This window comes from Paludibacterium purpuratum (assembly GCF_004363805.1).
In the GTDB taxonomy this organism is placed as follows: domain Bacteria; phylum Pseudomonadota; class Gammaproteobacteria; order Burkholderiales; family Chromobacteriaceae; genus Paludibacterium; species Paludibacterium purpuratum.
Genome location: NZ_SNZP01000003.1, coordinates 169,649 through 194,856, shown reverse-complemented (window position 1 = coordinate 194,856; position 25,208 = coordinate 169,649). Strand labels below are relative to the sequence as shown.

The window sequence follows — 25,208 nt, the reverse complement described above, 5'->3', positions numbered from 1 at the left end:
TCTCATCATTCCCCCCGCCCTTGGCGATCGATCACACTGCAGTCGATCACATCGTCATGACTAGTAGGCAAGCGCTTAAAGATTCATATCAAATGAATGTTTAAGCGATATTTGATGTGCATCAAACACCCCTTTATGACGTGAGCGTAGCTTGTTGGCTGCGGCAAATTGTCGCAGCCGCAGAGAAATCAGTCTCCGGAAGACATTCAGCAGACAGATTCAAGGATGGGCTTCCTGAGGTTCATATAGAACTTCTTCGAGAGAATATGATGATAAATTCCAAGGATCAGCATACTGGGGAGCCGGTTCCGCCGGATCAAGGCCGACGCAAATTCTTGACCTCCACCGCGGTCGCAAGCCTGGCCGGCGCCAGCTTGTCGTTAGGACTGGTCGGTTGTAATAAGGGCGCGGCGCCTGCAGCGGGCGGCGGTGGCGACGCCAGCGCGACTGCCGCGGGCGGTGCCACGGAGATCGACTATGGCAAGTACGAAGTCCACCCCGGCAAATTGGACACTTACTATGTCTTCTCCAGCGGCGGCCACTCCGGCGATCTTCGCGTACGCGGCTTGCCGTCCGGCCGGGAAATCCGCCGTATTGCGGTGTTCAACACCGATTGCATGTCTGGCTGGGGCTACACCAACGAGTCGAAAAAAATTATCGGTACGCGGCCGAACGGACAACTGAATTACACGACCGGCGACACCCACCACGTCCACCAGTCCTATAGCAACGGCACCTACGACGGCAAATACATCTTCGTCAACGACAAGATCAATGCCCGCATTGCCCGGGTGCGCCTGGACACCATGGAGTGCGACCACATCACCGAACTACCGAATGTCCAGGGCTTCCACGGCATCTTCCCGGACAAGCGCGACCCGGTGGACGACAAGGTCAACCATACCACTCGCGTCTTCTGCGGTAATGAATTCCACATACCGCACCCGAACGACGGCCGCGACCTGAACGACCCGTCGAAGTATTTCTGCCTGTTTACCTGTATCGATGCCGAAACGATGCAGCCGCGCTGGCAGGTCAAGATCGATGGCAACATGGACCTGGTCGCCACCTCCTACGATGGCAAGCTGGCTTGTTCCAACCAGTACAACACCGAAAACGGCGTGCATTACGAAGACATGATGGCCGCCGAACGCGATGCTTGCATCTTCTTCAACGTCGCACGCATCGAAGCCGCCGTCGCCGCCGGCAAATCCTTCCATATCGGCAACAGCAAGGTGCCGGTGGTCGATGGCACCAAGGCGGGCAACAAAGATCCGAAAACCGCGCTGACTTGCTATGTCCCGGTGCCGAAGAACCCGCACGGGGTCAATGTCTCGCCGGACGGCAAATACTATGCGTGCGCCGGCAAGCTCTCGCCGACTGCCACCCTGATCGCCCACGAGCTGGTGCTCAAATGGTTCAACGGCGAATTGAAAGAACCGCGCGACACCGTGGTCGCCGAACCGGAAATCGGCCTTGGCCCGTTGCACACCGGCTTCGACGGCAAAGGCTTCGCCTACACCACGCTGTTCCTCGATAGCCAGATCGTGAAGTGGGATCTGGACGCCGCCATCAAGGCATTCAAGGGCGACAAGAGCGCCAAAGTGGTGGTCGACCGTGTCGACGTGCACTATCAGCCGGGCCACGGCTTCACCTCGATGGGGGAAACCAAGGAGCCGGATGGCAAGTACTTCATCTCGGACAACAAGTTCTCCAAGGATCGCTATCTGCCGGTCGGCCCGCTGCATCCCGACAGCGCGCAATTGATCGATATCAGCGGCGACAAGATGCTGTTGGTGGCGGATCACCCGACCTATCCGGAGCCGCACGACTCGATCATCGTCCGCCGCGACATCATCAAGACGCGCCAAATCTACAACCTCGACGAATTCCCATTGGCCGTCAAAAGCCCGAAGGATTGTCGCGTCGAGCGCAAGGGTAAGAAAGTCACCGTCTACCTAACCAGCCAGGCACCGGTGTTCGGCCTGCGCGAGTGGACCGTCAAACGCGGCGATGAAGTCACCATCATCTTGACCAACCTCGACAAGGTTGAGGATCTCACGCACGGTTTCGCGATCCCGTCCTACAACATCAACTTTGTCGTACACCCGCAGCAGACCCAGTCGGTCACGTTCATTGCCGACAAACCCGGGGTGTACTGGTGCTTCTGTACCAACTTCTGCCACGCACTGCACTTGGAAATGCGCTCGCGCATGCTGGTTGAAGCTTGATTGTCATCATCGCAGTACGATGAGCGAACTGGCGGGGGGCTCGCCCCCCGTTTTTTTCAGAGCCCTATTCTGGTATCGACCGAACACGATGAACTTGCGCCCTCTCCTCACCGCCGCTGTCTTCAGCCTGACGTCATGGTTCAGCGCGACAGCCATGGGCGCGGTCGTACAGGTGGCACCGGGGCACTCGATACAGCAAGCCATCGATGCAGCCCGTCCCGGCGACCAGATCCTCATTGCCCCCGGACACTACCGGGAACACCTGCGCATTACCAAACCGCTCACGCTGCACGGCCAGAACCGGCCGGTGATCGATGGCGAATGGTCGGGCGACGTCATCCGGGTGACGGCCACCGACGTCACCATCGAAGGCCTCATCGTCAGCAATAGCGGCAGCGATCTGACCGCGCAAAATGCCGGGATCTACCTGCAGCCAGGCGCCCATCGCGCCATCGTCCGGCACTGCCAGCTCAGCTACAACCTGTTCGGTTTATGGATCGAACGCGCCAACAACGTCGTCATCGATCACAACCTGATTGTCGGCAAACGCGACATCGCCTCGCCGGAAAGAGGCAACGGCATCCAGCTCTATAACACCACCGGCGCCACCATCACCGCCAATACCATCAGCTATACCCGCGACGGCATTTACGTCGACGTGTCGCATCACGCCATGTTCAAGGGCAATGTGATTCACAACGTGCGCTATGGCACGCACTACATGAACTCCTACTTCAACACCTGGGATGGCAACGAGGTGTTCCATAACCGCGGCGGGCTCGCCTTGATGGAAACACGCAACCAGGTGGTCAAGAACAACCGGGTCTGGGGCAACACCGATCACGGCATCATGCTGCGCACCATCCAGGACTCGGTGATCGAGAACAATGTCGTCGCCGGCAATCAACGCGGCCTATTCGTTTACGATGCCGAATACAACACGCTCGCCGGCAACCTGATCGTCGGCAACCATGTCGGCGTGCACCTGTGGGGCGGCTCGATCCACAACAACGTCAGCAACAACGACTTCATCCAGAACCGGCAACAGATCCGCTACGTCGCCGCCCGCGACGTGCTCTGGCCCGGCAACTACTGGAGCAACTATTTCGGCTGGGACCGCAAAGGGCACGGCACCGGCGACGTGCCTTACAAATCGAGCGATATCGTCGACCGGCTGACCTGGCGCTACCCGATGGTCAAGATCCTGATGAGTAGCCCGGCCTTGCAGTCGCTCAGTTTGATTTCTCAGCAATTCCCTTTATTGAATGTCCCGGGCGTGGTCGACCAGGCGCCAAAAATGAAACCCGTCCATCCAGACTGGAAAGCGTGGAGCCCGACACATGATTAGCCTCTCTCAGGTCTGCAAATCTTTCGGCGCCATACAGGCTCTGCAGTCCGTGGATCTGCGCATTTCGGCCGGCGAAATCTTCGGCTTGATCGGCCACAACGGCGCGGGGAAAAGCACCCTGTTCAACATCATGCTGGGGCTGATTCGCGCCGACAGCGGCCAGGTCGCCATCGACGGGCAAACCATCGATGCGCATACGTTGCTGCGGCAAAAGCGGCACATCGGCTATTTACCGGAAAATATCGCGCTTTACGACAACCTGACCGGCCTGGAAACCCTGGCATTCTTTGCCCGCCTGAAGCATGCCGCGCCGGCGCAATGCCATGAACTGCTGGAACAAGTCGGCCTGTCGGCCAGTAAATTCAGGAAGGTCCGAGAGTACTCGAAAGGGATGAAACAGCGGCTGGGCTTTGCCCAAGCCTTGCTGGGCCAGCCGCGCATTCTGTTTCTCGACGAGCCGACCAACGGCCTGGATCCGGAAGGGATCCGCGAGTTTTATCAGACGCTGCGGCAGTGCCAACAGCAAGGCACGACCATCGTCATCACCTCCCATATTCTTTCCGAGATCCAGCAACGCGTCGACCGTATGGCGATTCTTCGCGATGGCCGCGTGCAATTCGCCGGCTCCCTGGCCGATCTGCGCAAGGCCCGCAACCCCTCGTTGAGCATATTCCTGACCCTGCCACCGCATCTCGCGGAGGAGGTTCACGCCCAGTTGACCGAACTGCTGGATCTGCCGGTCAGCCTGGAGGGTCAGCAGATCCGAGTCATCTGTCCGACCGATAGAAAACTTTCCCTCATGCAACAGCTCACCGCCCTGTCCCTGCCCTTGCTGGATATGGCGATGCACGAAGCCTCGCTTGAAGAGTTGCTGCTCGCCACCGAGGCCTTCCGCCATGACTAATCTTTCCACGCTCCATGCCGTCAAGGTCGTGGCGGCCAAAGAGTTCCGCGACCGCATCCGCAGCCGCTGGGTACTGGCCATGGCGGTGGTGTTCACCATCTTCACGCTCGCCATCAGCTTTTTCGGCTCCGCCCAACAAGGCTTGGTCGGTTTCCAGGGCATCGAGCCGCTGATTGCCAGCCTGGTGAGCCTGGCGATTTACCTGCTGCCGCTGATCGCCCTCATCCTCGGCTTCGACGCCATCGTCGGCGAAAAGGAAAAAGGCACGCTCAACCTGCTGCTGTCCTACCCGCTCAGCCCGCTGGCGCTGCTGACGGGTAAATATCTGGGACTGGCGCTGGCGATGAGCTGCGCCACACTGATCGGCTTCGGCGCCGCCGGCGCCGTGATCGCCGTCAATGTCAGCATGCCGGCGGCGGACTGGCTGCAGTACGCAGGGTTTGTCGTGAGCGCGCTGCTGCTAGGCCTGGTGTTCCTGAGCATTGCCGTGGCGCTGTCGGTGTTCTGTCAAAGCAGAACCTCCGCCAGCGGGCTGGCGATCGGCATCTGGTTCTTCTTCGTGCTGGTATTCGATCTGCTGCTGCTTGGCGCCTTGGTCATCAGCGGCGGCGCATCGCTCGGACCGCTGTTTCCGATCCTGCTGCTACTCAATCCCGCGGATATTTTCCGGATCCTGAACATTTTCGGGCCGGAGGATTTGCACGCCATGTTTGGCCTCATCAGCGTCTTCCCCCCGTCGTTGGCCGACCCGCTGCTGTTGGGCGGCATCATGGTGATGTGGATTCTCTCCCCCCTTGCGATTGCCGCCTGGAGGTTCAAGCAATGAAACGTCTCCCCATCCTCGTCGGCGCCTTGGCGCTCGCCTGGTCGCTGACGGCGTGTCAGGACAAACCCGCAGCCCTGCCGCCGCCGCACGAAGTCACTTCCGCCACCGTCAGCGTGCTCGACGGCATGACCCTGACCGATTATCCCGGTCCCAAGGCCCAGATCATTTACGACCAGGGCGAGCCGGATTTCTTCTGCGACACCCTCGGCATGTTCTCGGTTTATCTACAACCGGAACAAGCCCGCAAAGTGCGGGCGGTGTATGTCCAGGACATGGAAAAAACCGGCTGGGAACACCCGCAAGGACATTGGATCGATGCGCACAGCGCGTTCTACGTCATCGGCTCGAACAAACGCGGCGCGATGGGACAGACCTTCGCTTCATTCGGCACAGAGAGCGCCGCCCAAGCCTTCATCCGCCAACAAGGCGGCAAGCTGTATCACTTCGGTGACATCACCATCGGCATGGCAACCACCGATGGCGGCGTCGTAAAAGATCAGAACATGTGAGGTAATCATGGCCCGCTTTTTTGACCGCATTCCCTACGAGGCGGCAGTCGATGTCGAAACGATGAGCCGGTTGGTCTACGAACTCAGGGAAAACCGTAAGCAGTTGTTGCTGCCATACCAGGTGGACGACCCGGCGCAACTGCTCGACAAAATCCGCCAAGGAGAAGTCGCAGAACACCCGGCTTATGAACACTACTTGGGCGCGGTCTCGCTGGAAGCGTCGCGCGAAGCGTTACGCGCCCAACTGCGCGACACCCTACTGGAGATCAACTCATGATGCATATCCACTTGTGCGAGCAATTGACCGCGCGGCAAGAAGAACTGCAACTCGGAGAAATCCAGCTGCTACAAGATGCCTTGCTGCTCGGCCTGCCAACTGGCACGACGGTACAGATCCGTGCCACCAGCGACGACGACTACAGCTTCGAGTGGCAATGGGGCGACCTGGCCCTGCGCATCGACACCGCGCCGCTGCATAGCGCGCTGGCCACTTTCCCCAATCACTTGCATCGGCCGGACGGCACGGTGGCGGCCGACCCGTTGACTCGGCCCGGACACCCCCTGCTCGACAACGTCATCGGCCTGCTGCGGTCTTTGCTGCACGACCCGCTGCTTGGCCACGATTTATCCGCCGAGCCCGACAGGACGCATCACGGACTCGCAGCCTCATAACACGCAGAGGACAAGATGAAGATCGGCGTCAAACCACTGGCTGCGGGACTCGGACTCGTCGTCGTGGCGGCATCCGCGGCCATCTTGATGCCACTGCAATGGCAGACTCGGCAGTGGCACCATGGCGGGCATCGTATCGCCCTTTTGGCGACCGCCCGCGACACCCCGCCATTGGTCGAACTCATCGACCGACAGTTGGATCGCACCGCCGGGCTCACGTCCCTATCGAGTATGTCCGCGCTCTATGCCCAGGCTCGAACGCTTCATCTAAGCAATGCGCTCATCACCATCGACGATGTTGCCCTGGCCATGGGCGATAAGCGGGGACAGCCCTGGCGGCTCGATATCCCATCGCAAATGGGTTCGGCGATGCTTGGCAACATGCCACTATACGACGGCGAACTGGCCCAAACGGCGGCCATGCCGCGGACCGCCAGACAGATCGTATTGATTCAGTATTTCGCAGACCGCGCCAAGCCCGAGCTCGCGCCCCTGTCCGCCCTGACCGGCGGCAAGGCCGACAACGGCAGCGCCATGCAGCGCCTGCACCAGGGAATCCGCCGCCCTCTACTGGTCGAAACCCAGCAAGGCGACATCTGGGTCAGCCCCGGAATGATGCAGCGCATGCACTGGTATCACCCGCAACAACGCTATTCCATGATGCAGGCAACTTGCCACATGAACCCCGCTAAATCGTAAGTGCATCGAAAACAGGAAAATGTCATGCGAGCACTTTTATCTCTGATCAGTCTTACGTGGGTCATCCTCTTCGCCTCGCACGCGATGGCCTCCGTCTACGAACAAGAACTGCCCCCGGAACTGTTTTCCGCAGGCAATATGTGCCAATGGGTCGACTGCAAAGCGGTGCTGCCCGGCGCCAACGCCTTTTCCAACCGCAAAGGCTCGCCGCCTTATGTCGAGGCCTACCGCAACGAAGGCCAGCAACATACGCTGAAAGGCTATGTCTTCTTGTCGACCGACATCGTCGACATCATGGGCTATTCCGGCAAACCGATCGTTACCCTGATCGGCATGGATCCCAAGGGCAACATCACCGGCGTACGCGTGTTGAAGCATAGCGAACCGATATTGTTGGTCGGCATTCCGGAGAACAAGCTGCTGGCCTTTCTGCAGCAATATGTCGGCAAATTCGCCGGCTCGCGTTTCGAAATCGGCAAGGGCGAGACCGGCGCCACCGACATCGATGCCATCTCCGGCGCCACGGTCACGGTCATCTCGGAAAACCAATTGATTTCCCGTAGCGCCGTGGCCATCGCCAGCCAGGTGGGCATCATGAAGGAAGTGCCGCTGCCACAAGCAAAGCTCCAGCCCTTCACCCACAAGTACGACTGGAACAGCCTGTTGAACATGGGCGCGGTACAGCACCTGAGCATCAACGCCACCGACGTCGGCTTGCCGGCGTCCGGCACGCCGTATCTGGACCTGTATTACGGCTATCTCAATGCTCCGGCCATTGGGCGCAGCATCCTCGGCGATTACGATTACGAGCAATTGATGCACACCCTGAAGCCGGGCGAGCATGCACTGTTCGTGGTGGCCAACGGCACCGAATCGTTCAAGGGCTCGGGCTTCGTCCGCGGCGGCATTTACGACCGCATCCAAGTCAAGCAAGGTATCAATGCCTTTACCTTCAAGGACACCGATTACCTCAACCTGTACAACATGCAGGCGGCTGGCGCGCCTTCATTCAACGAAACCGGGATTTTCATCATTCGCAGCGGCAAATTCAGCGCCGCCTATCCCTGGCAGTTCGATTTTCTCGGTCATAAGCTGGACCAAGAAACCGGCGCAAAAACCTTCTCGGTGTTCGACGCCGCCTACTGGCTGCCGGCGGACTTCCTGACTGGCGGCCGCCCGGTGGTCGCGGAAGAAACCCCCTCCTGGCAAAAAGCCTGGCAAACCCGCGGCGGCGCCATCGCGGCTTTCGCTGCCTGGAGTATTGCCGTCATGCTGTTTTTCGCCACCCGCGACCGCTGGGTGCGCAAAGCCAAACGCATCAAGAAACGCGGGGTCTCCTGGCCCAAAACCGCAAGCTGGCTGATCGCCGTCGGCTTTGCCGGCTGGTATGCCATGGCGCAACCGTCGGTCACGCAGATCCTGACGCTGACGCACGCGCTGTTCGACGGCTGGCATTGGGGGCTGTTCCTGTCCGATCCGTTGATTTTCCTGTTCTGGATCGTCATCGCCATCACCACGATCATCTGGGGGCGCGGCCTGTTCTGCGGTTGGATGTGCCCCTTCGGCTCGATGACCGAGCTCATCTACAAGATCGCCCGCGCCTGTGGCTTGCAGCGCTTCCAGACTGCGCTGCCCATGCCGGTTCATCAGTGGTTAAGACGATTGAAATATGGCGTCTTTATTCTCTTGCTCATCGTGTCGGTTTTCTCCATGCCGTGGGCCGAGAAACTGGCCGAGGTCGAACCCTTCAAAACCACCTTCCTGGTCGGCGTATTGCACCGGCCGTGGCCATTCGCGGTGTTTTGGACCGTGATCGTCGGGTTGTCCATTTTCGTGGAGCGGCCGTTCTGTAAATACCTCTGTCCGATGGGCGCGGCGCTAGCCCTGCCGACACGTTTTAGAATGTTGGCCTTGCGCCGCAAACCGGGCTGCCAGACCTGCCACGCCTGCGCCAACGGCTGCGGCTCGCTCGCCATCGACGAGCAAGGCCGGATCGATCAGATGGAGTGCCTGCAGTGTCTGGACTGTATGATCCTGTACTACGACGAGCACAGCTGCCCGCCGCTGGCCAAGGAACGCAAACAAAGAGAACGCGATGGCCTGCCGCTCACCCCCGTGGGCAAGGACGGCCACTACATCCCGATCAAACTGCTCAAGTAAATCGTTTTTAGCAAAGGAGACAATATGGGCTCATTCAGCATGTTCCATTGGGCAATCGTCCTGCTGATTGTCGTACTGGTATTCGGCACCAGGAAACTGCCCAACATCGGCAAGGACCTGGGCGGCGCCATCAAAGGCTTCAAGGACGGCGTGCGCGAGGGGAAGGACGCGGTCGACGAGGCCAAGCGGCCGTAGGGGCAGCATCGGAACCGCCTGCTACTGATGTAGCGGGCGGGCGATGTGAATCCGACAACACCTTCGATAACACGCACTGAACCAGAACGAGAAAGCTCGCTCAAAGAGCACGGAACCTTAACCGTGCGAGAGATCCGGATACGCGATGCGACTGGCACGTTTCGCGTGATCTATGTCGCGAAGTGCGCCGATGCCATTTACGTCCTGCATTGCTTTCAGAAAAAGACGGAGAAAACCGGCAAAACGGATCTCGACCTGGCCACCAGGCGTTACCGGGACTTATTGAAGGAGTTGGGACAATGACCAATCCACGCTATGCCAGCGTATGGGATGCCATTGAGGACACGCCGGCCGCCGCCGAAAATATGAAACTACGCTCCGAGCTGATCATGGCGCTCAAAAACCATATTGCGCGGAGCGAGATGAGCCAGGCGCAAGCCGCCAAGCTGTTCGGCGTGACGCAGCCGCGAATCTCCGATTTGATGCGCGGCAAAATCGACCTGTTTGGCCTAGATGCCTTGGTCAATATGGCGGCGGCGGCCGGGCTGTACGTCGAAATGCACATCAAAGAAGCCGCCTGACCCTTCTGCGGTAGGAGCGGTTTCAACCGCGATTTCCCTATGCCGTATAGGGGGCAGCGGACAACAAAGAGGCCGTCAATCGGCAACGCGGGCCAGCTTAGCCAGGTTCAACATCAGAGTCATCGGTTCGTCGGGAGATTCGACGAGACCGTGATGTAAATAGAAGCGTTTGGCGCTTTCGTTGATGGCATGGCATAGCAAGGCGCGGATGCCCATTTCTTGCGCGAGTCGCAGCGAGCGCAAAATGGCATCCTTGAGCAGATCGGCCCCCAGCCCACGGCCTTGGTAGCCGGCATGAACGGCGAGACGGCCGAGCACCACCACGGGGATCGGATCGGGCATATTGCGTCGAATGCTGCCGGATGCTTGTGCATGTAGTACAGAGCCGGCCGCCAAAGCGTAATAGCCGACGACCGTATCGCCGTCACACACGACGAAGCAGCGTGATGCCCCCTCCAGCTGGTTCTTGCGCGCCCGCTGTTTGAACCAGCTTTCCAATCCGGGCTCGGTACAACTGAAGCTACCGAGGCAGTGACCGTCCTGAAGCGGAGTGGGTGCGGTTAGACTCATTTATCAGCCGGTTCCCATGCGGCGCGGCGGTTCAACAACCGGGTCAGCGCCTCGCGGTTTTCCAACGGTGCGTCCAGCAACTCGGCGAAACGCTGAAAGCCGGCGGCGTCTAGCGCGAACACCGTGCGATCCAGCAGCATCTGCTGAGCCTTTTCGCAGGCGGCTTCCAACATGAACTCCGTGCGGCTCTTGCCGGCAAGGTGCGCCGCCTGGTCGATCAACGCACGCTGAGCGCTAGGCGCGCGCAGGTTGATGGTGGTTGCTCGGGTAAGTGTCGGGGAAGTCATGATGGCCTCTTGCCCATCCAATGGGGCGCGTCGTCAACTGTAATTACATTGTACACACAAACAGCCATCTTTGCGCGGCCGGCTTGAGCCGCGATGAGCGTCCCCACATTTCAGCATTTTCTGACGGCCGCGCTTGGTTGTCAGTTTGCGTCTTGCTGGGTAAGGTATTTGGCGCGGCATTTGCCGTAAGAGGCGCGGGCCCGGGGTGTTGCAGCACCGTCGGACCCGCTAACCAAACCAAACTATCGGAGAGTTCAGAATGGCTACTCGAAATGGTAATGCAGTCCCTATCTCTTCTTCAAACCCGGATTCCCGCCAACAGCAGTTACTTTCCCTGATTTCCATGTTGTGCTTGCCGCGTGGCAGTCGTCCAAATTCCGACGAGTGCCGCTTGATCGTCGATAGCCGCCTGCCGTGGGCATTCGAGCCGATCGATGGCGGCACATCCTGGCTGTATCTGCCGCAAGCCGCGCAGGCGCGGAAGCTGGCGGGGTGCCTGGTGCTCACGGCCGACTAAGGCCTTCAGCCGGAGGCGGGGAGCGAGGCTCCCCGGCCGAAAAGGCACCGATCACCCTAAAGAAACGGGTTTGCCGGCCGATAAGATCTCAATGACATCAAAAATAGTCATTGGTTATGACAACAATACCTTCGCTCAGCTTGACCAGCCCCTATGCCTTCTGGCCAGAGGCCAGCCCCACAACCGATAGCACGCCGGACACAACGACCGCCGTCACGCCATCGACCATCGTCACGCTCGGCGCCACCCCGGATCCGGCGGCGGCCACCTATACGCCAGCAAAAACCATCTGGCAAAGCGATAACCGCGACGCGGTGTCCGGTTTGATGGCCGAAAATATTCAGGCGACATCGTCGCGCGGACGTTTAAAGGGCTTGGCGGCCAATCTGCTGCAGCGCTTCGGCACCGATGCCAGCGATTTTTCTCAAATGGTCAGCCTGACGTCGACCAAGGGGTTGTCCGGCAGTCAACTGCCGGACATTCGCAGCACCTTGCAGATAAAAACCACCGGCGGCGCCGACGTGACGCTGACCTTGAACAGCCAGAAAGATAGCCTGGCCGTCGGGATCACCACCCATGCCGAGCTTTCGGACAAGGAGCGCGCGGCGATTGCCGGTCTGGCCGAGGGTTTGCAGCAGGCGGTGGATGGGCTGACCGCTGGGTCGTCCAAGCTCGACCTGAGCGGCCTGCTGCAATACGACAGCCAGCAACTGAGTTCGGTGGATTTCCAAACGGAGATCAAGCCGGAGAATGCGCCCGCCACGCAATTCGTTTTCCACAGCGACAACGAGTCGCGCAGCCTGAGTGTCGACGGGCCGGACGGCAAAGTCGCGTTGAAGGTCGACACCCGTCATGCGCAACAGTGGGGCGACCAGGCGCAGCAAGCCGCTTCGATCGACAGCACCCTGAAGCAATTCGACCAGGCCGCCGCGCGCGGCCAGGCCGACGATGGCTTGGTGAAGCTATTGAAGGATGGCTTCTCGCAGCTCAATCGCAACGACCAGAAACCGGCGGGATCGGGCGTGCTGCCCTCGCTCAATGAGCAGGATCACGCCATGTTGACCGGCCTCGCTGATTTCAGCGCGAGTGTCGACGCTACGCCCACGCAACCGAACGACAAACGCTCGGACGAGTGGAAGACGTTCTCCTATCAGTTGTCGCAGCATACCGAAATCGACGACAAAAACATGGCGGAGCGCCATGTCATCCAAACACAGCAAGCGCATCTGAGCGCTAGCTTCCACACGGCGGTGCCGGGTGAAGGGCTGAATTTCAAGACGCAAACCTACATTTACAATCAGATCGACGACAGCGTGCAAAGCCGCACCGAATTCGCCTACCACAATGCCCAACTGGCACAGGCGCTGGTGCAACAATCGGCGAGTCAGAGCACGCTCCAGCAACAATATATCCGCGGACAAAAGGTCAGCGACACCACCACGCCCAAGCAAAACGCACGAGCAGTGGATCTGCGGCCTTTGGTCATCGACGATGCGCACGAAGACGCGACGAAGACCGCAGCCGAGCGCGAGGCGCAGCACGCCAAGCACATGCGCCTCGCGCATGCGTTGATTCAGCTGCCGCTATCGCCATCCACCCTTGATGCCGCTCAACAAACGACCGAGAACACGGTATAGCGGTTTTGCTGATGCTAGAATAGCCACCTATTCATATGGCATAACGGTGTCGTCATGAAACGCTTATCCTCGCCGTCGCGGGTGGCGCGTATCGTTTGGCTTGTCATTCTCAGTGCCGTCCTCGCCCTGTCCCTGATCGCTTATCAAGCCGTCTCGACCATCCGCAGCGTGCCGGCGCTGTTCCAGCGCAACGCTCAATTGAAAGCCCAGGGTTATTACGTGGGCGAATTCGAATTCAAGATGCTGGCGAGCCAGCAATACCTGAACGATGGCCAATACCTGCGGGCATTTAGCACGCTGCGTCGGATACGCGACGAAATGCAGCCGCCCGTCGCGCTGCCGCAAATGCCGCCCCATGCCAGCGCCGAGCAGCAGATGGCTTTCCTGCTCGCTCAACAAGACCCGGCCACCGGGGCCTTCATGGATCGGCACTACCCGTTGTTCAGTTACATCGCGCCGACCTGCAACGTGGTCGAAGCGCTGCGACAGCTTGCCGCCACAACCGGCCGCCCGCTCAAGTTGAAATATCCGCTGACCTTCCTGGGTCGAATCGACACGCCGGCCACACTGGTGCCCTATCTCGACTCGCTGCTGTACTTGAACGAAACGAGCGCCCGCTTGCCAGGCCCCGGCCCTTATGGTCCGGGCGTCTCGGAGCTGGCCTGTGTCCAGGAGCTGGAAGACGCGGGACTCTATCGTTTCTCCGAGGCGTGGAAAAGCACGCTACTGCGTTGGCTGAATAGCACCCAGGATCCGGCGACGGGCTATTGGGGCGCCCGAATCGGCAGCCCGGCACATTGGCGGCAAAACCCGGATATCAATTCGACATTTCACATCATCAAACTGATGCTGGACGAGCAAGGCAATAACCTGCGACCGGACTTTCCGCTGCGTCATGGCGATGCCTTGGCCAACAGCATCCTGCAGTCGATGTCAGGTCCGATGCCCGACGAGGCGGATGAGCAGCATGCTTGGGGGCTGAACCAGTCTCAGGGCGCGAAAATCTTGACGCGCTACCTGTGGCCCCATCTCACCCCCGCGGTACAGGACAAGATCCGCCGGCAGTTGCTGCTGACCCAGCTGCAGTTCGATCGGCTCTACCGCCCGGCCGACGGCGGCTTCGCCTATTACGCCGCCGACGCCAAGGCGGATCTGGACGGTACGGGCCTGGTGCTGATGGCATTCAAGACCATGGGCCGCCTGCCCGGAACACTGGAGCGCTCCCGGTTATGGGGCGAGCCTGCGGCACGCGCGCTGACGCCGCGCATCCACTCGGTCGCCCAATGGGGGCGAGTGGCGTTGCCATCGGCGGCGGGCACCGACCTGCAGTTTCTACGGGTTTACCGCGATCGGCTGCCGGCATCCGCCGACTGGGCCGAGCAGGTGCCGGCACGCATTGTCTATCCGGCGGACGCCACCGGACGCGACCTGCTGGAAGTGCGGCAAGGTCTGATCCGCTATCTACGCGCGGATCAAAGCCGCTTCGGCAATTGGACGTCGGTGGATCATTTGCGGGAGTTTCCGCTGGCTTTGACGCGCAAGCTGCCGATCGTCGCGATCGAGCGTGGCCGCTTGGATCTCGCCGCGGCGGCTGGCGGCAATCCGCCGGTACGCCAGCTCTATGTGGTCGCCTACGACATCGCGCAACGGCCGCTGTCGGTGGATCTATATCGGCGGTAGACCAACCGGCCGTGTTTAGATGATGGTGCGCAGCCGCTCGTAGCCGGTGCGGCTGATCGGCACCTTGTGGCCGCCCGCCAGCCGGGCGGCATGCCCGTCCTTGCCGTGACGCTCGATCGTCTGCAGCCGCGCCAGATTGATCAGATAGGAACGATGCACGCGAACGAAGCCTTTCGGGTCGAGGCGCGCTTCGATATCGGCCAGGCTTTGCGTCTTCAGGTAACACTTCCCCTCGGCATGGATGGCGATATAGTCGTCCTGGGCCTCGATGTAGTCGATGCTCGACACCAAAATCACATGCACCTGCTCCCGGTCGCGGATCAGCACGCGCTCAAGCCAAGGCGCCGAGGCGGCGATCAGGGCATCGAGCGCCGGTTGCGACCGCCCGAGCATGGCCCGGGCACGGGCCAGCGCTGCGTCGAATCGCTCTTGCGAAAACGGCTTGAGCAGATAATCGACGGCATGTAGATCGAAAGCTTGCAACGCATAGGCATCATAGGCGGTAGTGAAAATCACGCCGCTGCGCCGGCCGGTCAACGCCAACACTTCAAGGCCGGTGAGTTTGGGCATCTGAATATCGAGAAAGATCAGATCGGGTTCGAGCGTGTCAATGTCGCGCACGGCTTGCAGGCCGCTATCGCACTCGCCGACGAGATCGATGTCGGTATGGCGTTGCAGGTACTCGCGGATCAGGTGTCGTGCCAGCGATTCGTCGTCGACGATCAGGGCGCGCAGCGTATGGCTCATGGTTCGCGGCTCTCCAGGCCTGGCAGGGTCAATTCGATGTGAAAGCTTGCCGCTTCGCGCCACCAGCGAATGCGCGCCCGGGTGTCGTAGAACACGCCAAGGCGCTCGCGCAGATTTTTGAGCCCCACGCCGCCCGGCCCGGCGGACACCGCGAGCTCATCGATAGGGTTGGCCACCGTCAGGTGCAACCAGCCATCGCGCACGGCCGCGCGCACGCTGACCATACCGCCCGCGTCCAAGTGGCGGATGCCATGCTTGAGTGCGTTCTCGATCAGCGGTTGCAGACACATGGGCGGCAGCAAGCAGGGGCGCGCCTCGGCCTCGATCTGCAGCTCGACCGCCAACTTGGCGCCGAAACGGCGCTTTTCGATAGCCAGATAATGCTCGCACAGCGCCACCTCCTCGGCGAGCGTGATCTCGGTGCGCGCCGACAAAGCCAAGGTGCGCCGAAAAAACTCGGCCAGGTCGATGGTCATGGCGCGCGCGTCGGCGGGCGCGAGATCGATCAATGCGCAGATCGAATTGAGGCTGTTGAACAGGAAATGGGGATCGACCTGGGACCGCAGCATCTGCAGCTCGGCCTCGCGCGCCAAGGCGCGCATGGCTGCGGCGCGCTCGGTCGCATCGCGCGCATTGTCGAAAGCGATCAAGACATCGTGAGCCAGCAGCGACAGCAGATACAGGCAGGCAGCGGCGATGAAGAGAACGCCTTGCGCGTCGTCGTCCAGCCTCACTAGCGGCTGACCGGCATCCAGCAACGGCCATATGCCGTTCCACGCCAACGCCAACAACAGCCACGCGCCCGCCGAAACCAGCGACGCGGCGCCGAAAAGTCCGACGACGCGCGCCAGCCGCCGTTGTGCATAGGGTAAGGCGCGGCAGACATAGTAGGCCGACAAGACCGAGAAACCCAACACCAGACACAGCGGTAACGCGAACAACAAGCCCTGCGGCCAGCCGGCGCGACCGCTCCAATGAAGCGCGGCGGCGGCCGGCAAGCTGGCGGTCAACCATGCCAGCATGTAACGGAATAGCTTGCGGTTGTCGCTGAGGAAGGGATGCATGATCGATAGCCGAAGCATGCTCAGTTCTGCACCTGAATCCCGCCCATGATCATCTCGCCCTCCAGAATCAACGTCTTGGACGCGACGGCGGGCGGTATCGTCTTATCTTCGATCCCACCGAGCACTGGTGCGATACGCACTTGTAACGACCAATCCTGCGGAATGCGGATTTGAATGCCGCTGCAAACGGCGGAAATACGCAGCACGGCCTGCGACGCCATCGAGGCCTGACGCAAATCGAGTTCGATCCCCCCCATGATGGCCCGCAGCTCGCCGCCTTTGAAATCCTGCGAATCGCAGCGCAACGGCGCACCGCTCATCGTGACGTTCATGTGCACGACGCCGTCCTGCTGCCCGATCTGCGAGACAGCCGGTTCCGAGCCGCCAACAGTCAAGCCATGTGGACGGAACGCGCGGGCGACCACGGACAGTCCGGCCAGAATCAGGAACACCGGCAAGATCAGCGGCATGACATGGTGGACGATACCCAGATTCTGCAAGGTCAAACCGGCGCCGAGAACAATGAGGGCGATACCGAAAGCCGCGCCTGACAGCCGCCGAGCCTGGACCACGTGCAAGGCACCGAAAACGCAGAAAACGGTCGGCCAATAGTGGCCGATGTCGCCGATCTCGATCAGGTGGAGATTGCCGAGCAAGGCCAGGACGCCGGCCACGATGAAGAACAGCCCAAAGACGATACGGCGCTGCTGTCGACGACGCCCATCGTTGAAATGACACTTCATTGCACTGCCCCCTTGCACACAAACGAACGGTTCGTCAGGCCCCGCAGCAACACGCTGGCGCCGAAGAGAATCATCAAAAACGGCCAGCCGGAAGCAAACGTCAGCCCCCAGATATGCTCGATACAGACATACAGCCATGCGGCGACACCGAACCGAAGCACACCTTTGACCACCTGGGCCACACGCCGCGCCGTGGCCAGGCGCATCGCCGCGGACAGCGCAATCAAGGCGGGGAAAACATCCCAGACCGAATGCGCTCCGAACCTATCCGGGCGGCCCAGCGCATAGAGCACGCCGATGCCGATCAAGGCCAAGCCCAGCAAGCCATGCGCGATCCGGCCATGCCGATGTTCGATCGGAGATTTAAAGCGATGGTAGTCCATAACGGCCCTTTCAAGGAATCGACACGATATGGCGACACATTAACCAATCCTTGTACGACTGGCGCGCGTCATTCGGCGAACGGCCGGCGCGTGTCGGCGAATGGCGGATAAACGCCGGGAAACGCCGCAGAGCAGCCGGCATCGATGCCGGCCAGACCACCCCGTCATGACAAAAGCCTAACCCCGCAACAATGCCCTGTGGAAAAGCATTTCGGACAGCACTTATTGCCTCTGTTTTTACGCCCATAGAGTATTCGACTCCATCAATCCAGGGCATTCATGTCCAGTAAAACGGATTGTGTTGCGTGTGCAGTGCGCTTTTTACTCGTGCGACATCCGTCGTGCCCAATATCTCACATCATAAAGAAGCGAAAAAATATTATGAGAAACAAATTTATCGAAGATGCAATACAGAAAACAAGTGAGATCGCCTACTTCGTACCCGACTTCGGGAAAGAAGCAAGAGATTCATTCGCCCCATGGAAGAGAGCGACCTCATCCCCTCGAAAAGTAAGTGACGCTTCTTGCCCACCGTCACCAGAAATCGAACAGCCTCGGAACAAAAGCCGCTCCCATCGTTCCGGCATTAATATGCTATACATCGAATGCGCCTGGGACGGAAAAAACAAAGCACTAGAAATAAACAATGAAGAATGCAAAAAAATAATATCCGTCCTTAAAGACAACGACAATGTCACCATCATCCCATCGGCAAACAAATCCGATCGTTATGACATTTATCTAGAAGACGGGAAGTACATCGTAAAAAAGCAGGGTATTCTGGCAAAATTTCACCAACAGACCTTTGCCGAAGCCATTGAAAATAAATTAAATGATAACAAAGAAAAAACGGTAGACCTATTCAAAGGCGTCGTCAAATATCAAGGGTATATGGATGCCTTCAAAAACATAGCGGACGCTATCGTCATAAAAAACGACAGCAACGATCAATTTGCCAAAATAAAAGAGATGGATGATCTATGCAAAAGCTTCGCCAATCAATCGAACCAAGCACTATTTCTTCGCGACCTTGAGGAAATAAAATTAAAAGTCGAAATTGCCAAAATAGTTACATTTATAGAAAAAACGCAAGACACGCTCACCAATAATTTTTTATACAACGGCAACAATATATCATTCCGGCTTGGGGCAATGCTTTCATACTCCAGCGGGCATTTCCTTAAAAACATGCTAGTCAAGGTAAAAGATAATGCGCTTCGCGAACTAAACCTCATGAAAAACAAATGCCTCGGCGAAAAATCAAGCGAAGAAATAATTCATAAGATCAACGAAGCCAGCATTGCGGCAAGTGCCACCATAGAGAAAAAATTCAAAAGAGTAACGGCAAGCCTTGAGTCATTCATGAATTCCAATCAAGACAATCTTGGCACCCACCAACTCCCCCCATTAAGCGAATGGCCACAAAGCCAAGCCGGCAATATGCGCATGTTATTTGATGCTTTGAGAACAACGGCAGAGTTACTTGAAAAGAAACCCTATATTCTTAACTTACCAATTAACGCGCCAAAGTTCAGCACAAAAATGAAAAAATTCGAGAAATTAAATGAACTTTACAAATACATGATGGATATCGACATTGCCAAATATCCAGCAAGTGGCATAAAGAAGGAATTGGCCGAACAAATAAAGGATTGCCAAATTTTCTTCGAAAAAAATTATTTCATATCCTCAGGACCAAGAACGCAGGTATTGAAATCGCTTTATTTAGGCATAGAAGCCTTTCAATACCCCCCCATAGCCGGGCGGCGCGCTGTCGCCAAATCCAGCGTATAACCTATTGAGTCAGTTTACCGGCCAGCCACTCGTCCCCTGGTTCCGTCCATCGCGTGTGTCGCGTTTGGACGGGCTATCCGATAGTGCGGTTGGTATCTCCGTCTGTCGCACTTAGACTACCTAGAGGCTCCGGTCAGATCCGACCGGAGCAAACTAGGGAGTGTCACCGTGCTCAGACTCATTACCGTCGCCGTGCTGGCCGTTATGATCGGCGGCATCGGCACGCCGTCCATGGCTGCCGATCAAAACGCAACAATGTGTACCGGCGATGTGCAAGCGCCGCCGGCCGGGTTGGAGGAAGTCCAGGATCCGACCCTACTCGCCAAGGCCATCGGCGCACCGCAGCAAGGAAAATTGTGTACCGGCAAGGTCTTTAAGTTGGCGGAAACCGGCGGCAACATGGTGACGGTGTATCGCGTCTGGGACGCAAGCAAGCCCTATACGGCCCTGGGCGGTTGGTGGTCGTTCAGCGCGCCGCAAGGCCCGCGCGACGCTTATCGGCAGGAAAACGAAATCTGTCCGGCCTGGAGTGCGCTGAACAAGGTCAGCCACTGCACCATCAAGGCGGGCGCACTGATCGTGGTCGGCCCGGGGCAAAGCGCGAAATGCAGCGACGATCTGAATTACCCTACCTCGCCGGTCAACCAGGTCTATATCCCCAACGATGCGCAAAACAATCAGGTTTTTGTTGAAAACTGCCAAGACGATGGCGACTGGCCGCATTGACGCGCGTCACGGCTCGATCGGCACGTTGAAGCGCAGGGAGCTTGCCAACAGGCCGCAGCGGAAATAGAAACGGTGGCCCAACGCGTTCGATAGCGGCGTGTCCAGTATCACCTTGCCACAGCCCAAGGCACGCGCCTGATCGCGCAGATGGGCCATCAGCCGTTCGCCATGGCCACGGCTGCGTTGCGCCGCATCGGTCACCAAGTCGTCGACATAGAGATAGCGGCCGTGCACCAGGTTCTCTTGCACACGGTAACCGGCCAACGCCACCGGCTGGGAGCCGTCGAGCACGCCGGCCAGCCGGTAGCCCTGTGCCGACTGCCGCTGCCAATAGGCCAGCCATTCAGCCACCGAGCCGAGTTGCGGACGCAGTTGCCGCATCAGCTCGAAGCAATTCTGCACGCCGGCTGCGTCGTCGATCGCACCTAGGCAAGCCGCCGTTGCAAGACTTCCACAGTCATGTCTCGGAGATGTCATGTCGCCCCCCATGGGTTAATATCAGAATTCGAACACAGCGAATATATTCGAACTCTGACATTATGCGCAAGACATGCACGCACCAGGCGCCGATGCCGGCCATCGGCGAAGGTAAACGGGGTGAAGCCGGCCACATCGGCTACCTGCTGCGACAAGCCCATGCCGCCCACCGAATCAGGATGGAACACGCACTCCAGGATGTCGGCCTGACCTTGCCGCAATTCTCGGTGCTGACCATGCTGGCCAGCTACCCCGGCGCATCGAGCGCCGATCTGGCCCGATTGTCGCTCCTGACGCCGCAAACCTTGAGCGTCATCGTCGGCAACCTGGCACGGGCCGGCGCCGTATCGCGGCGACCGCACGCGCAACATGGCCGCATTCAGGTCATCGAACTCACCGCGGCGGGCGAATCGCTGCTGGCGAGTGGCAAAGCCGCAACCCAGGCGGTCGAAGCGGCGCTCTTGGCCGACATCCCGGCAGACGAAGAACGCGCCGTGCGCCACTGGTTAGTACAGATCGCCAAACGTCTGGACGATATCGGGTGATGCCACTTGCGTAAGGATTCCACCACCCGCCGCGGGTATGCCACAATACGCCACCCCCTCGACAGTCCGGCCGCGCCTAGACGGAGAGGCTTCGCATCCGTTTCCACCCAAGCCTGCCCACCATGATAGAGATCCAGCAAGCCACGCAGACTTTTACCCGCCGGATTCTCGACGGCATGGTGCAAAGCGCCCAATACTTCGAACCGCGCTTCCTGCCTTTCGGGCTGGTCGCCGTGATCGGCTTCCCGCTGTATTACTTCGTCTGGCACTACCTGTTTCCCCAGCCCTACGAGAATCTACCGCTGCGCCTGCTGGGTAGCGCGCTGTTCGTGCCGATCATGCTGGCCAAGCACTGGCCGGCAGCAGCGCGCCGCTTTGTGCCGATCTATTGGTACGCCGCCACGCTGTTCGCACTCCCCTTCTTTTTCACCTTCATGCTGCTGAAGAACAACGGCTGCTCGGCTTGGCTGCTCTCCACGCTGGCCGCCGCCGCGCTCATGGTGCTGCTACTGGACTGGCGCAACCTTTTTATCCAGGTCACCCTCGGCGTCGGCGGGGCTTGGCTCGCCTACCGCCTGACAAGCACAACGACGCATATGCCGTTCCAGAGCCTGGAACATGCGCCCATTTATCTATTCGTGATCGTTTTCGGTGCGGTGGCCAATTACAGCTCCGAAGTCGTCAAACAGGAACGCCTGCGCGCCATGCGCAGTACGGCCAGCATGATTGCGCATGAATTGCGCACGCCGTTATTGGGCATCAAGGCGGGGGCGACCGGCCTGATGCAGCATTTGCCGATCTTGCTCAATGCTTACCGCTCGGCACAGGAGGCCGGCCTGCCGGTCGAGCCGATCCGCGAAGTACACCGCGAATCGATGCGCCGCGTGCTGGCGCGTATCGAAGAAGAGGTCAACTACTCCAACATCGTCATCGACATGTTGCTGGCCAATGCCAAGCCCTTCGACTTCAAAGACGTCCCTTTTGCCACCTGCAGCATGTCGAGCTGTCTGGAGATGGCCTTGCAGCGCTACTCCTTTTCCTCAGAAAAAGAACGCCAGCTCGTCAGGCTGGACACACCGGCGGATTTCCAATTCCACGGCAACGAACTCCTGATGGTGCATGTGTTCTTCAATCTGCTGAAAAATGCCCTGCGCCACATCGCCCAGGCCGGCAAGGGCAATATTCTCATTCGCTTCGAAGTGTTGCCCGAGGGTGGCCGGCTGATTTTCAGGGATACCGGATCGGGCATTCCGCCACAAGTGTTGCCGCATATCTTCACTCGCTTTTACTCCTGGTCATTTGGTCATGACGATGGCTCAGGCGCAGGAATCGGGCTAGCATATTGTCGTAGCGTGATGCAGGCATTCGACGGCAACATTACCTGCACATCGACGCTGGGCGAGTTCAGCGAGTTCGTACTAACCTTTCCTGCGGTGAATCATTGATGCCACGAAATGACACTCCTCCTTTGTACTTTCCATCGATGGTCGCGTTGGTCGACGACAGCCGCGCCTTTCTCGACAACCTGAGCCTGCAGCTCGATGCCAACCTGGCCTTTCGGCTCTACGACGCCCCTCTCGACGCGCTGGCCGATCTCAACGGACCGTCTTCCAGCTCGCCGCTGATCGAACGATTTTTTTCGGTCTCGCCGTTCGGCGACGAACTGCCGATGTCGCACCGAGTGCTCGATCTGAATCTGGACAACATCTTGCGAGAGGTGCACAACCGGCACCGTTTCGAGCGAATTTCGGTTGTGGTGGTCGACTACGACATGCCGGAAATCGACGGCCTGGCATTCTGTCGCGGGATCGAAAATCCAGCCATCAAGAAAATCCTGCTGACCGGCAAAGCCGATGAGAAGCTCGCAGTGCAGGCCTTTAATCAAGGCTTGATCGACCGCTTCATTCTCAAGCAGGACGCCGACGTCATCCCGACGCTGAATCAGGCGATTGCGGAACTGCAAGTAGCCTATTTCGAACACATGGCGCGCACGGTCATGGAAGCCTTGTCGCTGGGTTCGTACCGCTTTCTGCGAGATGCGCACTTCGCCGTGGCGTTTGCCGAACTGCGCGCGCGGCTCAACATCGTCGAGTTTTATTTGACCGCCACGCCAGATGGTTTTTTGATGCTGGATGCGCAGGGCAAGGCGCATCTGATGATCATCAAGACGGAAGAGGATCTGCGCAGCCATTACGATATCGCTCAAGACCAGGGCGCGCCCGCGGCGCTGCTGCAACGCCTGGCCAGCAGGCTGTACGTGCCTTACTTTCCTACACCGGAAGGCGAGTACATGCCCCACTGTCGTAACTGGCAGGCCTATCTCCACCCCGCGACCGCTTTCCTGGGCGAGGAGCTGTACCATTACGCCGTGGTCTCGAATCCGACCGGCGGGGATCTCAAAGGGATCGTCTCCTATAACGCTTTCCTAGAATGGCTAGACCAGCAGGAGGGGGGCCAACAATAGTCCCCCTCCCGCGCCCCGGCTTACGCGACGGCGGCGATTGCCTCGCGATGCTCGATCACCGGCGGCTGCGCCTTCTTGCGACGTGTCGAGGCCCAGTCGGCCATGCCGACCTCGTCGCGGATCTGGCGACAAACGTCGACGATGCGCGCCAGTTCGTCATCCGTCAGCGTGCCGTTGATCGACAGCCGGATCAGCGCGCGATTCTTCGCCGTGGCCGGTGCGCAAAAGACCGAACCGAAGATCCCCCGGGCCTCGAGCGCATCTCGCAGTGCAATGGTTTGCCGCTCGGTGCCGGACTCCAGGGCGATGATCTGCGACTGGCAACCGTTCAGGTTGTAGCCTAGATCGTCCAGATGATCGCGCAGGTAAGCGGCATTGCCGTGTAACGCTTTGCGCCGCCAGGGTTCGTCGCGGATCACCGTCAGCGTGGCATCGAGACCGGCGATCTCGTGGGGCAGCAGCGTCGAACTGAAGATCGCCGGGTTCGCTTCGAACTTGAAATACTCGCTGAAGCGCTCGGAGCAAGTAATAAACCCCGCTCTCCCGGCAAACGCCTTGGCCAAGCTCGCCGTGCGAAAATGCACCTTGTCGCACAAGCCTAGCGCCGCGACCAGACCCTCGCCATGCACGCCATGGGTACCCAGCGAATGGGATTCGTCCACCACCAGCACGCATCCGTGCGAGGCGCCCACCTCGACCAGCACATCCAGCGGGCATACGCTGCCGTTGGTGCTGTAGACGGAGTCGACCAGGATCACGCCGGGACCGTATTTAAGGATTTGGCGATTTAAATGTTCCATGTCGTTATGATGGAAGGCCACAGCCTGCGCACCGGCACTACGGATGCCCTCCCACAACGACATATGAGCCATCTTGTCCACGTAAACCGGTGTGTTCTCGTCGGCGATGGACTGAACCAGCCCCGTGTTGGCGGCAAAGCCCGATTGGCAAAGCACACCGGCCTGCGCGCCCATGAAATTCGCCAACCGCTTTTCGAATTCGAGCAGCGGATTGGCGCCGTGCAGGAAAATACCCGACATCAGCAAGCCATTGCCACTTTTCAGCAGGCACTCTGCGGCCGCCCGCAGAATCTTCGGATGCCGTGCCAATGACAAGTAGTCGTTGCTGCTCAAATGGATAGCGCCCTCCCCGGGCTGCCTGCCACGCATGATATGCCCACCGTCCCAAGTATTCTGGACTCGCTCACGGTAATAGCCCTCCACGCGGCGAGCCAGGAATGCCGGCTCCGGCGCATGGTGGAAAGGCTTAGTACGATGAAGCGTCATGACGGAATGGTTCATTTTTTTCTCCTTAGGGTATAGAGCGGTTCCTCCCGGGCCTGAATGGAAACAACATCAGGCAAAGACGCCGTGGCCCGCTCAAGCACCACAGCCGCGCCTGGATAATCTATCCCAAATTCATAAGCCATCTGACGTATGCCGATGAGAT

At 59.1% G+C, this 25,208-nt stretch carries 28 protein-coding genes; 20 read left to right on the top strand and 8 right to left on the bottom strand.

Going from position 1 to position 25,208, the window contains the following annotated elements; all coding sequences use genetic code 11:
• The first annotated feature begins 266 nt into the window (after positions 1–266).
• The 12 genes from nosZ (at position 267) to DFP86_RS04890 (ending at position 10,125) form a co-directional block, all read left to right on the top strand.
• Entirely contained in the window at positions 267–2,231 is a 1,965-nt protein-coding gene (nosZ, locus tag DFP86_RS04945; protein ID WP_166642156.1) for a TAT-dependent nitrous-oxide reductase, read from the top strand.
• Between the two features lie 88 nt (positions 2,232–2,319).
• Entirely contained in the window at positions 2,320–3,579 is a 1,260-nt protein-coding gene (locus tag DFP86_RS04940) for a nitrous oxide reductase family maturation protein NosD (protein ID WP_208108229.1), read from the top strand.
• A complete protein-coding gene (locus DFP86_RS04935) occupies positions 3,572–4,483 on the top strand; it encodes an ABC transporter ATP-binding protein (protein WP_133678903.1) in 912 nt (303 codons plus the stop codon). The genes DFP86_RS04940 and DFP86_RS04935 overlap by 8 nt, the downstream gene beginning before the upstream one ends.
• Entirely contained in the window at positions 4,476–5,309 is an 834-nt protein-coding gene (locus tag DFP86_RS04930) for an ABC transporter permease (protein ID WP_133678902.1), read from the top strand. The genes DFP86_RS04935 and DFP86_RS04930 overlap by 8 nt, the downstream gene beginning before the upstream one ends.
• Positions 5,306–5,818 (top strand): nitrous oxide reductase accessory protein NosL, encoded by a 513-nt coding sequence (locus tag DFP86_RS04925; protein ID WP_133678901.1) that lies wholly within the window; start codon positions 5,306–5,308, stop codon positions 5,816–5,818. The genes DFP86_RS04930 and DFP86_RS04925 overlap by 4 nt, the downstream gene beginning before the upstream one ends.
• Positions 5,819–5,825: 7 nt before the next feature.
• Entirely contained in the window at positions 5,826–6,095 is a 270-nt protein-coding gene (locus DFP86_RS04920; protein ID WP_133678900.1) for a hypothetical protein, read from the top strand.
• Entirely contained in the window at positions 6,092–6,490 is a 399-nt protein-coding gene (locus DFP86_RS04915; protein ID WP_133678899.1) for a toxin-antitoxin system TumE family protein, read from the top strand. Before DFP86_RS04920 ends, DFP86_RS04915 begins: the two co-directional genes overlap by 4 nt.
• A gap of 15 nt (positions 6,491–6,505) precedes the next feature.
• The gene (locus DFP86_RS04910) at positions 6,506–7,189 is read left to right on the top strand and encodes a hypothetical protein (RefSeq protein ID WP_133678898.1); all 684 of its coding nucleotides are present in this window, start codon (positions 6,506–6,508) and stop codon (positions 7,187–7,189) included.
• A 24-nt stretch (positions 7,190–7,213) separates the two neighbouring features.
• Positions 7,214–9,349, top strand: a complete 2,136-nt coding sequence (locus DFP86_RS04905) for a 4Fe-4S binding protein (protein ID WP_133678897.1) — start codon at positions 7,214–7,216, stop codon at positions 9,347–9,349.
• Positions 9,350–9,373: 24 nt separating this feature from the next.
• Positions 9,374–9,544 carry a Sec-independent protein translocase subunit TatA gene (gene tatA, locus DFP86_RS04900; RefSeq protein WP_133678896.1) on the top strand — a complete coding sequence of 57 codons (171 nt, stop codon included), beginning with the start codon at positions 9,374–9,376 and terminating at the stop codon, positions 9,542–9,544.
• A gap of 45 nt (positions 9,545–9,589) precedes the next feature.
• Positions 9,590–9,847, top strand: coding sequence for a type II toxin-antitoxin system RelE/ParE family toxin (locus DFP86_RS04895; RefSeq protein ID WP_133678895.1), 258 nt, complete (start codon positions 9,590–9,592; stop codon positions 9,845–9,847).
• On the top strand, positions 9,844–10,125 hold the full coding sequence (locus DFP86_RS04890) for a helix-turn-helix domain-containing protein (RefSeq protein ID WP_133678894.1): 282 nt from the start codon (positions 9,844–9,846) through the stop codon (positions 10,123–10,125). The genes DFP86_RS04895 and DFP86_RS04890 overlap by 4 nt, the downstream gene beginning before the upstream one ends.
• Before the next feature lie 75 nt (positions 10,126–10,200).
• On the opposite strand, the gene DFP86_RS04885 is transcribed toward DFP86_RS04890, so the two are convergent.
• Together DFP86_RS04885 and DFP86_RS04880 are read right to left on the bottom strand one after the other, a co-directional pair.
• Complete coding sequence (locus DFP86_RS04885) at positions 10,201–10,695, bottom strand: GNAT family N-acetyltransferase (protein ID WP_133678893.1); 495 nt, start codon at positions 10,693–10,695, stop codon at positions 10,201–10,203.
• Positions 10,692–10,982, bottom strand: a complete 291-nt coding sequence (locus tag DFP86_RS04880; protein ID WP_133678892.1) for a type II toxin-antitoxin system TacA family antitoxin — start codon at positions 10,980–10,982, stop codon at positions 10,692–10,694. Before DFP86_RS04880 ends, DFP86_RS04885 begins: the two co-directional genes overlap by 4 nt.
• 259 nt (positions 10,983–11,241) lie before the next feature.
• Between DFP86_RS04880 and DFP86_RS04875 the strand changes: the two genes are divergently transcribed.
• The 3 genes from DFP86_RS04875 to DFP86_RS04865 all read left to right on the top strand — a co-directional run bounded on the left by DFP86_RS04875 (position 11,242) and on the right by DFP86_RS04865 (position 14,816).
• Complete coding sequence (locus tag DFP86_RS04875; RefSeq protein ID WP_133678891.1) at positions 11,242–11,499, top strand: hypothetical protein; 258 nt, start codon at positions 11,242–11,244, stop codon at positions 11,497–11,499.
• Positions 11,500–11,615: 116 nt separating this feature from the next.
• Positions 11,616–13,136 carry a hypothetical protein gene (locus tag DFP86_RS04870; RefSeq protein WP_133678890.1) on the top strand — a complete coding sequence of 507 codons (1,521 nt, stop codon included), beginning with the start codon at positions 11,616–11,618 and terminating at the stop codon, positions 13,134–13,136.
• Between the two features lie 54 nt (positions 13,137–13,190).
• Positions 13,191–14,816 carry a hypothetical protein gene (locus DFP86_RS04865; RefSeq protein WP_133678889.1) on the top strand — a complete coding sequence of 542 codons (1,626 nt, stop codon included), beginning with the start codon at positions 13,191–13,193 and terminating at the stop codon, positions 14,814–14,816.
• A 15-nt stretch (positions 14,817–14,831) separates the two neighbouring features.
• Here DFP86_RS04865 and DFP86_RS04860 read toward each other — a convergent pair whose 3' ends face one another.
• From DFP86_RS04860 to DFP86_RS04845, 4 genes are read right to left on the bottom strand one after another with little or no spacing between them, the layout of a single operon-like run.
• Entirely contained in the window at positions 14,832–15,563 is a 732-nt protein-coding gene (locus DFP86_RS04860) for a LytR/AlgR family response regulator transcription factor (protein ID WP_208108228.1), read from the bottom strand.
• Positions 15,560–16,645 carry a sensor histidine kinase gene (locus DFP86_RS04855; RefSeq protein WP_133678888.1) on the bottom strand — a complete coding sequence of 362 codons (1,086 nt, stop codon included), beginning with the start codon at positions 16,643–16,645 and terminating at the stop codon, positions 15,560–15,562. The genes DFP86_RS04860 and DFP86_RS04855 overlap by 4 nt, the downstream gene beginning before the upstream one ends.
• A 2-nt stretch (positions 16,646–16,647) precedes the next feature.
• The gene (locus tag DFP86_RS04850; protein ID WP_133678887.1) at positions 16,648–17,370 is read right to left on the bottom strand and encodes a LiaF transmembrane domain-containing protein; all 723 of its coding nucleotides are present in this window, start codon (positions 17,368–17,370) and stop codon (positions 16,648–16,650) included.
• Positions 17,367–17,753, bottom strand: coding sequence for a hypothetical protein (locus DFP86_RS04845; RefSeq protein ID WP_133678886.1), 387 nt, complete (start codon positions 17,751–17,753; stop codon positions 17,367–17,369). The genes DFP86_RS04850 and DFP86_RS04845 overlap by 4 nt, the downstream gene beginning before the upstream one ends.
• 381 nt (positions 17,754–18,134) lie before the next feature.
• Between DFP86_RS04845 and DFP86_RS04840 the strand changes: the two genes are divergently transcribed.
• Together DFP86_RS04840 and DFP86_RS04835 are read left to right on the top strand one after the other, a co-directional pair.
• Positions 18,135–19,547: a hypothetical protein gene (locus tag DFP86_RS04840; protein WP_133678885.1), complete on the top strand. Its 1,413-nt coding sequence runs from the start codon at positions 18,135–18,137 to the stop codon at positions 19,545–19,547.
• A gap of 168 nt (positions 19,548–19,715) precedes the next feature.
• Positions 19,716–20,273 (top strand): hypothetical protein, encoded by a 558-nt coding sequence (locus tag DFP86_RS04835; protein ID WP_133678884.1) that lies wholly within the window; start codon positions 19,716–19,718, stop codon positions 20,271–20,273.
• A gap of 6 nt (positions 20,274–20,279) precedes the next feature.
• Here the strand turns inward: DFP86_RS04835 and DFP86_RS04830 are convergent, their stop codons facing one another.
• On the bottom strand, positions 20,280–20,750 hold the full coding sequence (locus DFP86_RS04830) for a GNAT family N-acetyltransferase (RefSeq protein WP_133678883.1): 471 nt from the start codon (positions 20,748–20,750) through the stop codon (positions 20,280–20,282).
• A 62-nt stretch (positions 20,751–20,812) separates the two neighbouring features.
• Between DFP86_RS04830 and DFP86_RS04825 the strand changes: the two genes are divergently transcribed.
• From DFP86_RS04825 to DFP86_RS04815, 3 genes are all read left to right on the top strand, one after another.
• Positions 20,813–21,295 carry a MarR family winged helix-turn-helix transcriptional regulator gene (locus DFP86_RS04825; RefSeq protein WP_133678882.1) on the top strand — a complete coding sequence of 161 codons (483 nt, stop codon included), beginning with the start codon at positions 20,813–20,815 and terminating at the stop codon, positions 21,293–21,295.
• Between the two features lie 122 nt (positions 21,296–21,417).
• Positions 21,418–22,740: a sensor histidine kinase gene (locus DFP86_RS04820; RefSeq protein ID WP_243729306.1), complete on the top strand. Its 1,323-nt coding sequence runs from the start codon at positions 21,418–21,420 to the stop codon at positions 22,738–22,740.
• Positions 22,740–23,759, top strand: coding sequence for a response regulator (locus DFP86_RS04815; RefSeq protein ID WP_133678881.1), 1,020 nt, complete (start codon positions 22,740–22,742; stop codon positions 23,757–23,759). Before DFP86_RS04820 ends, DFP86_RS04815 begins: the two co-directional genes overlap by 1 nt.
• 20 nt (positions 23,760–23,779) lie before the next feature.
• On the opposite strand, the gene cqsA is transcribed toward DFP86_RS04815, so the two are convergent.
• Positions 23,780–25,060: an alpha-hydroxyketone-type quorum-sensing autoinducer synthase gene (gene cqsA / locus DFP86_RS04810; protein WP_133678880.1), complete on the bottom strand. Its 1,281-nt coding sequence runs from the start codon at positions 25,058–25,060 to the stop codon at positions 23,780–23,782.
• Positions 25,061–25,208: the final 148 nt, after the last annotated feature.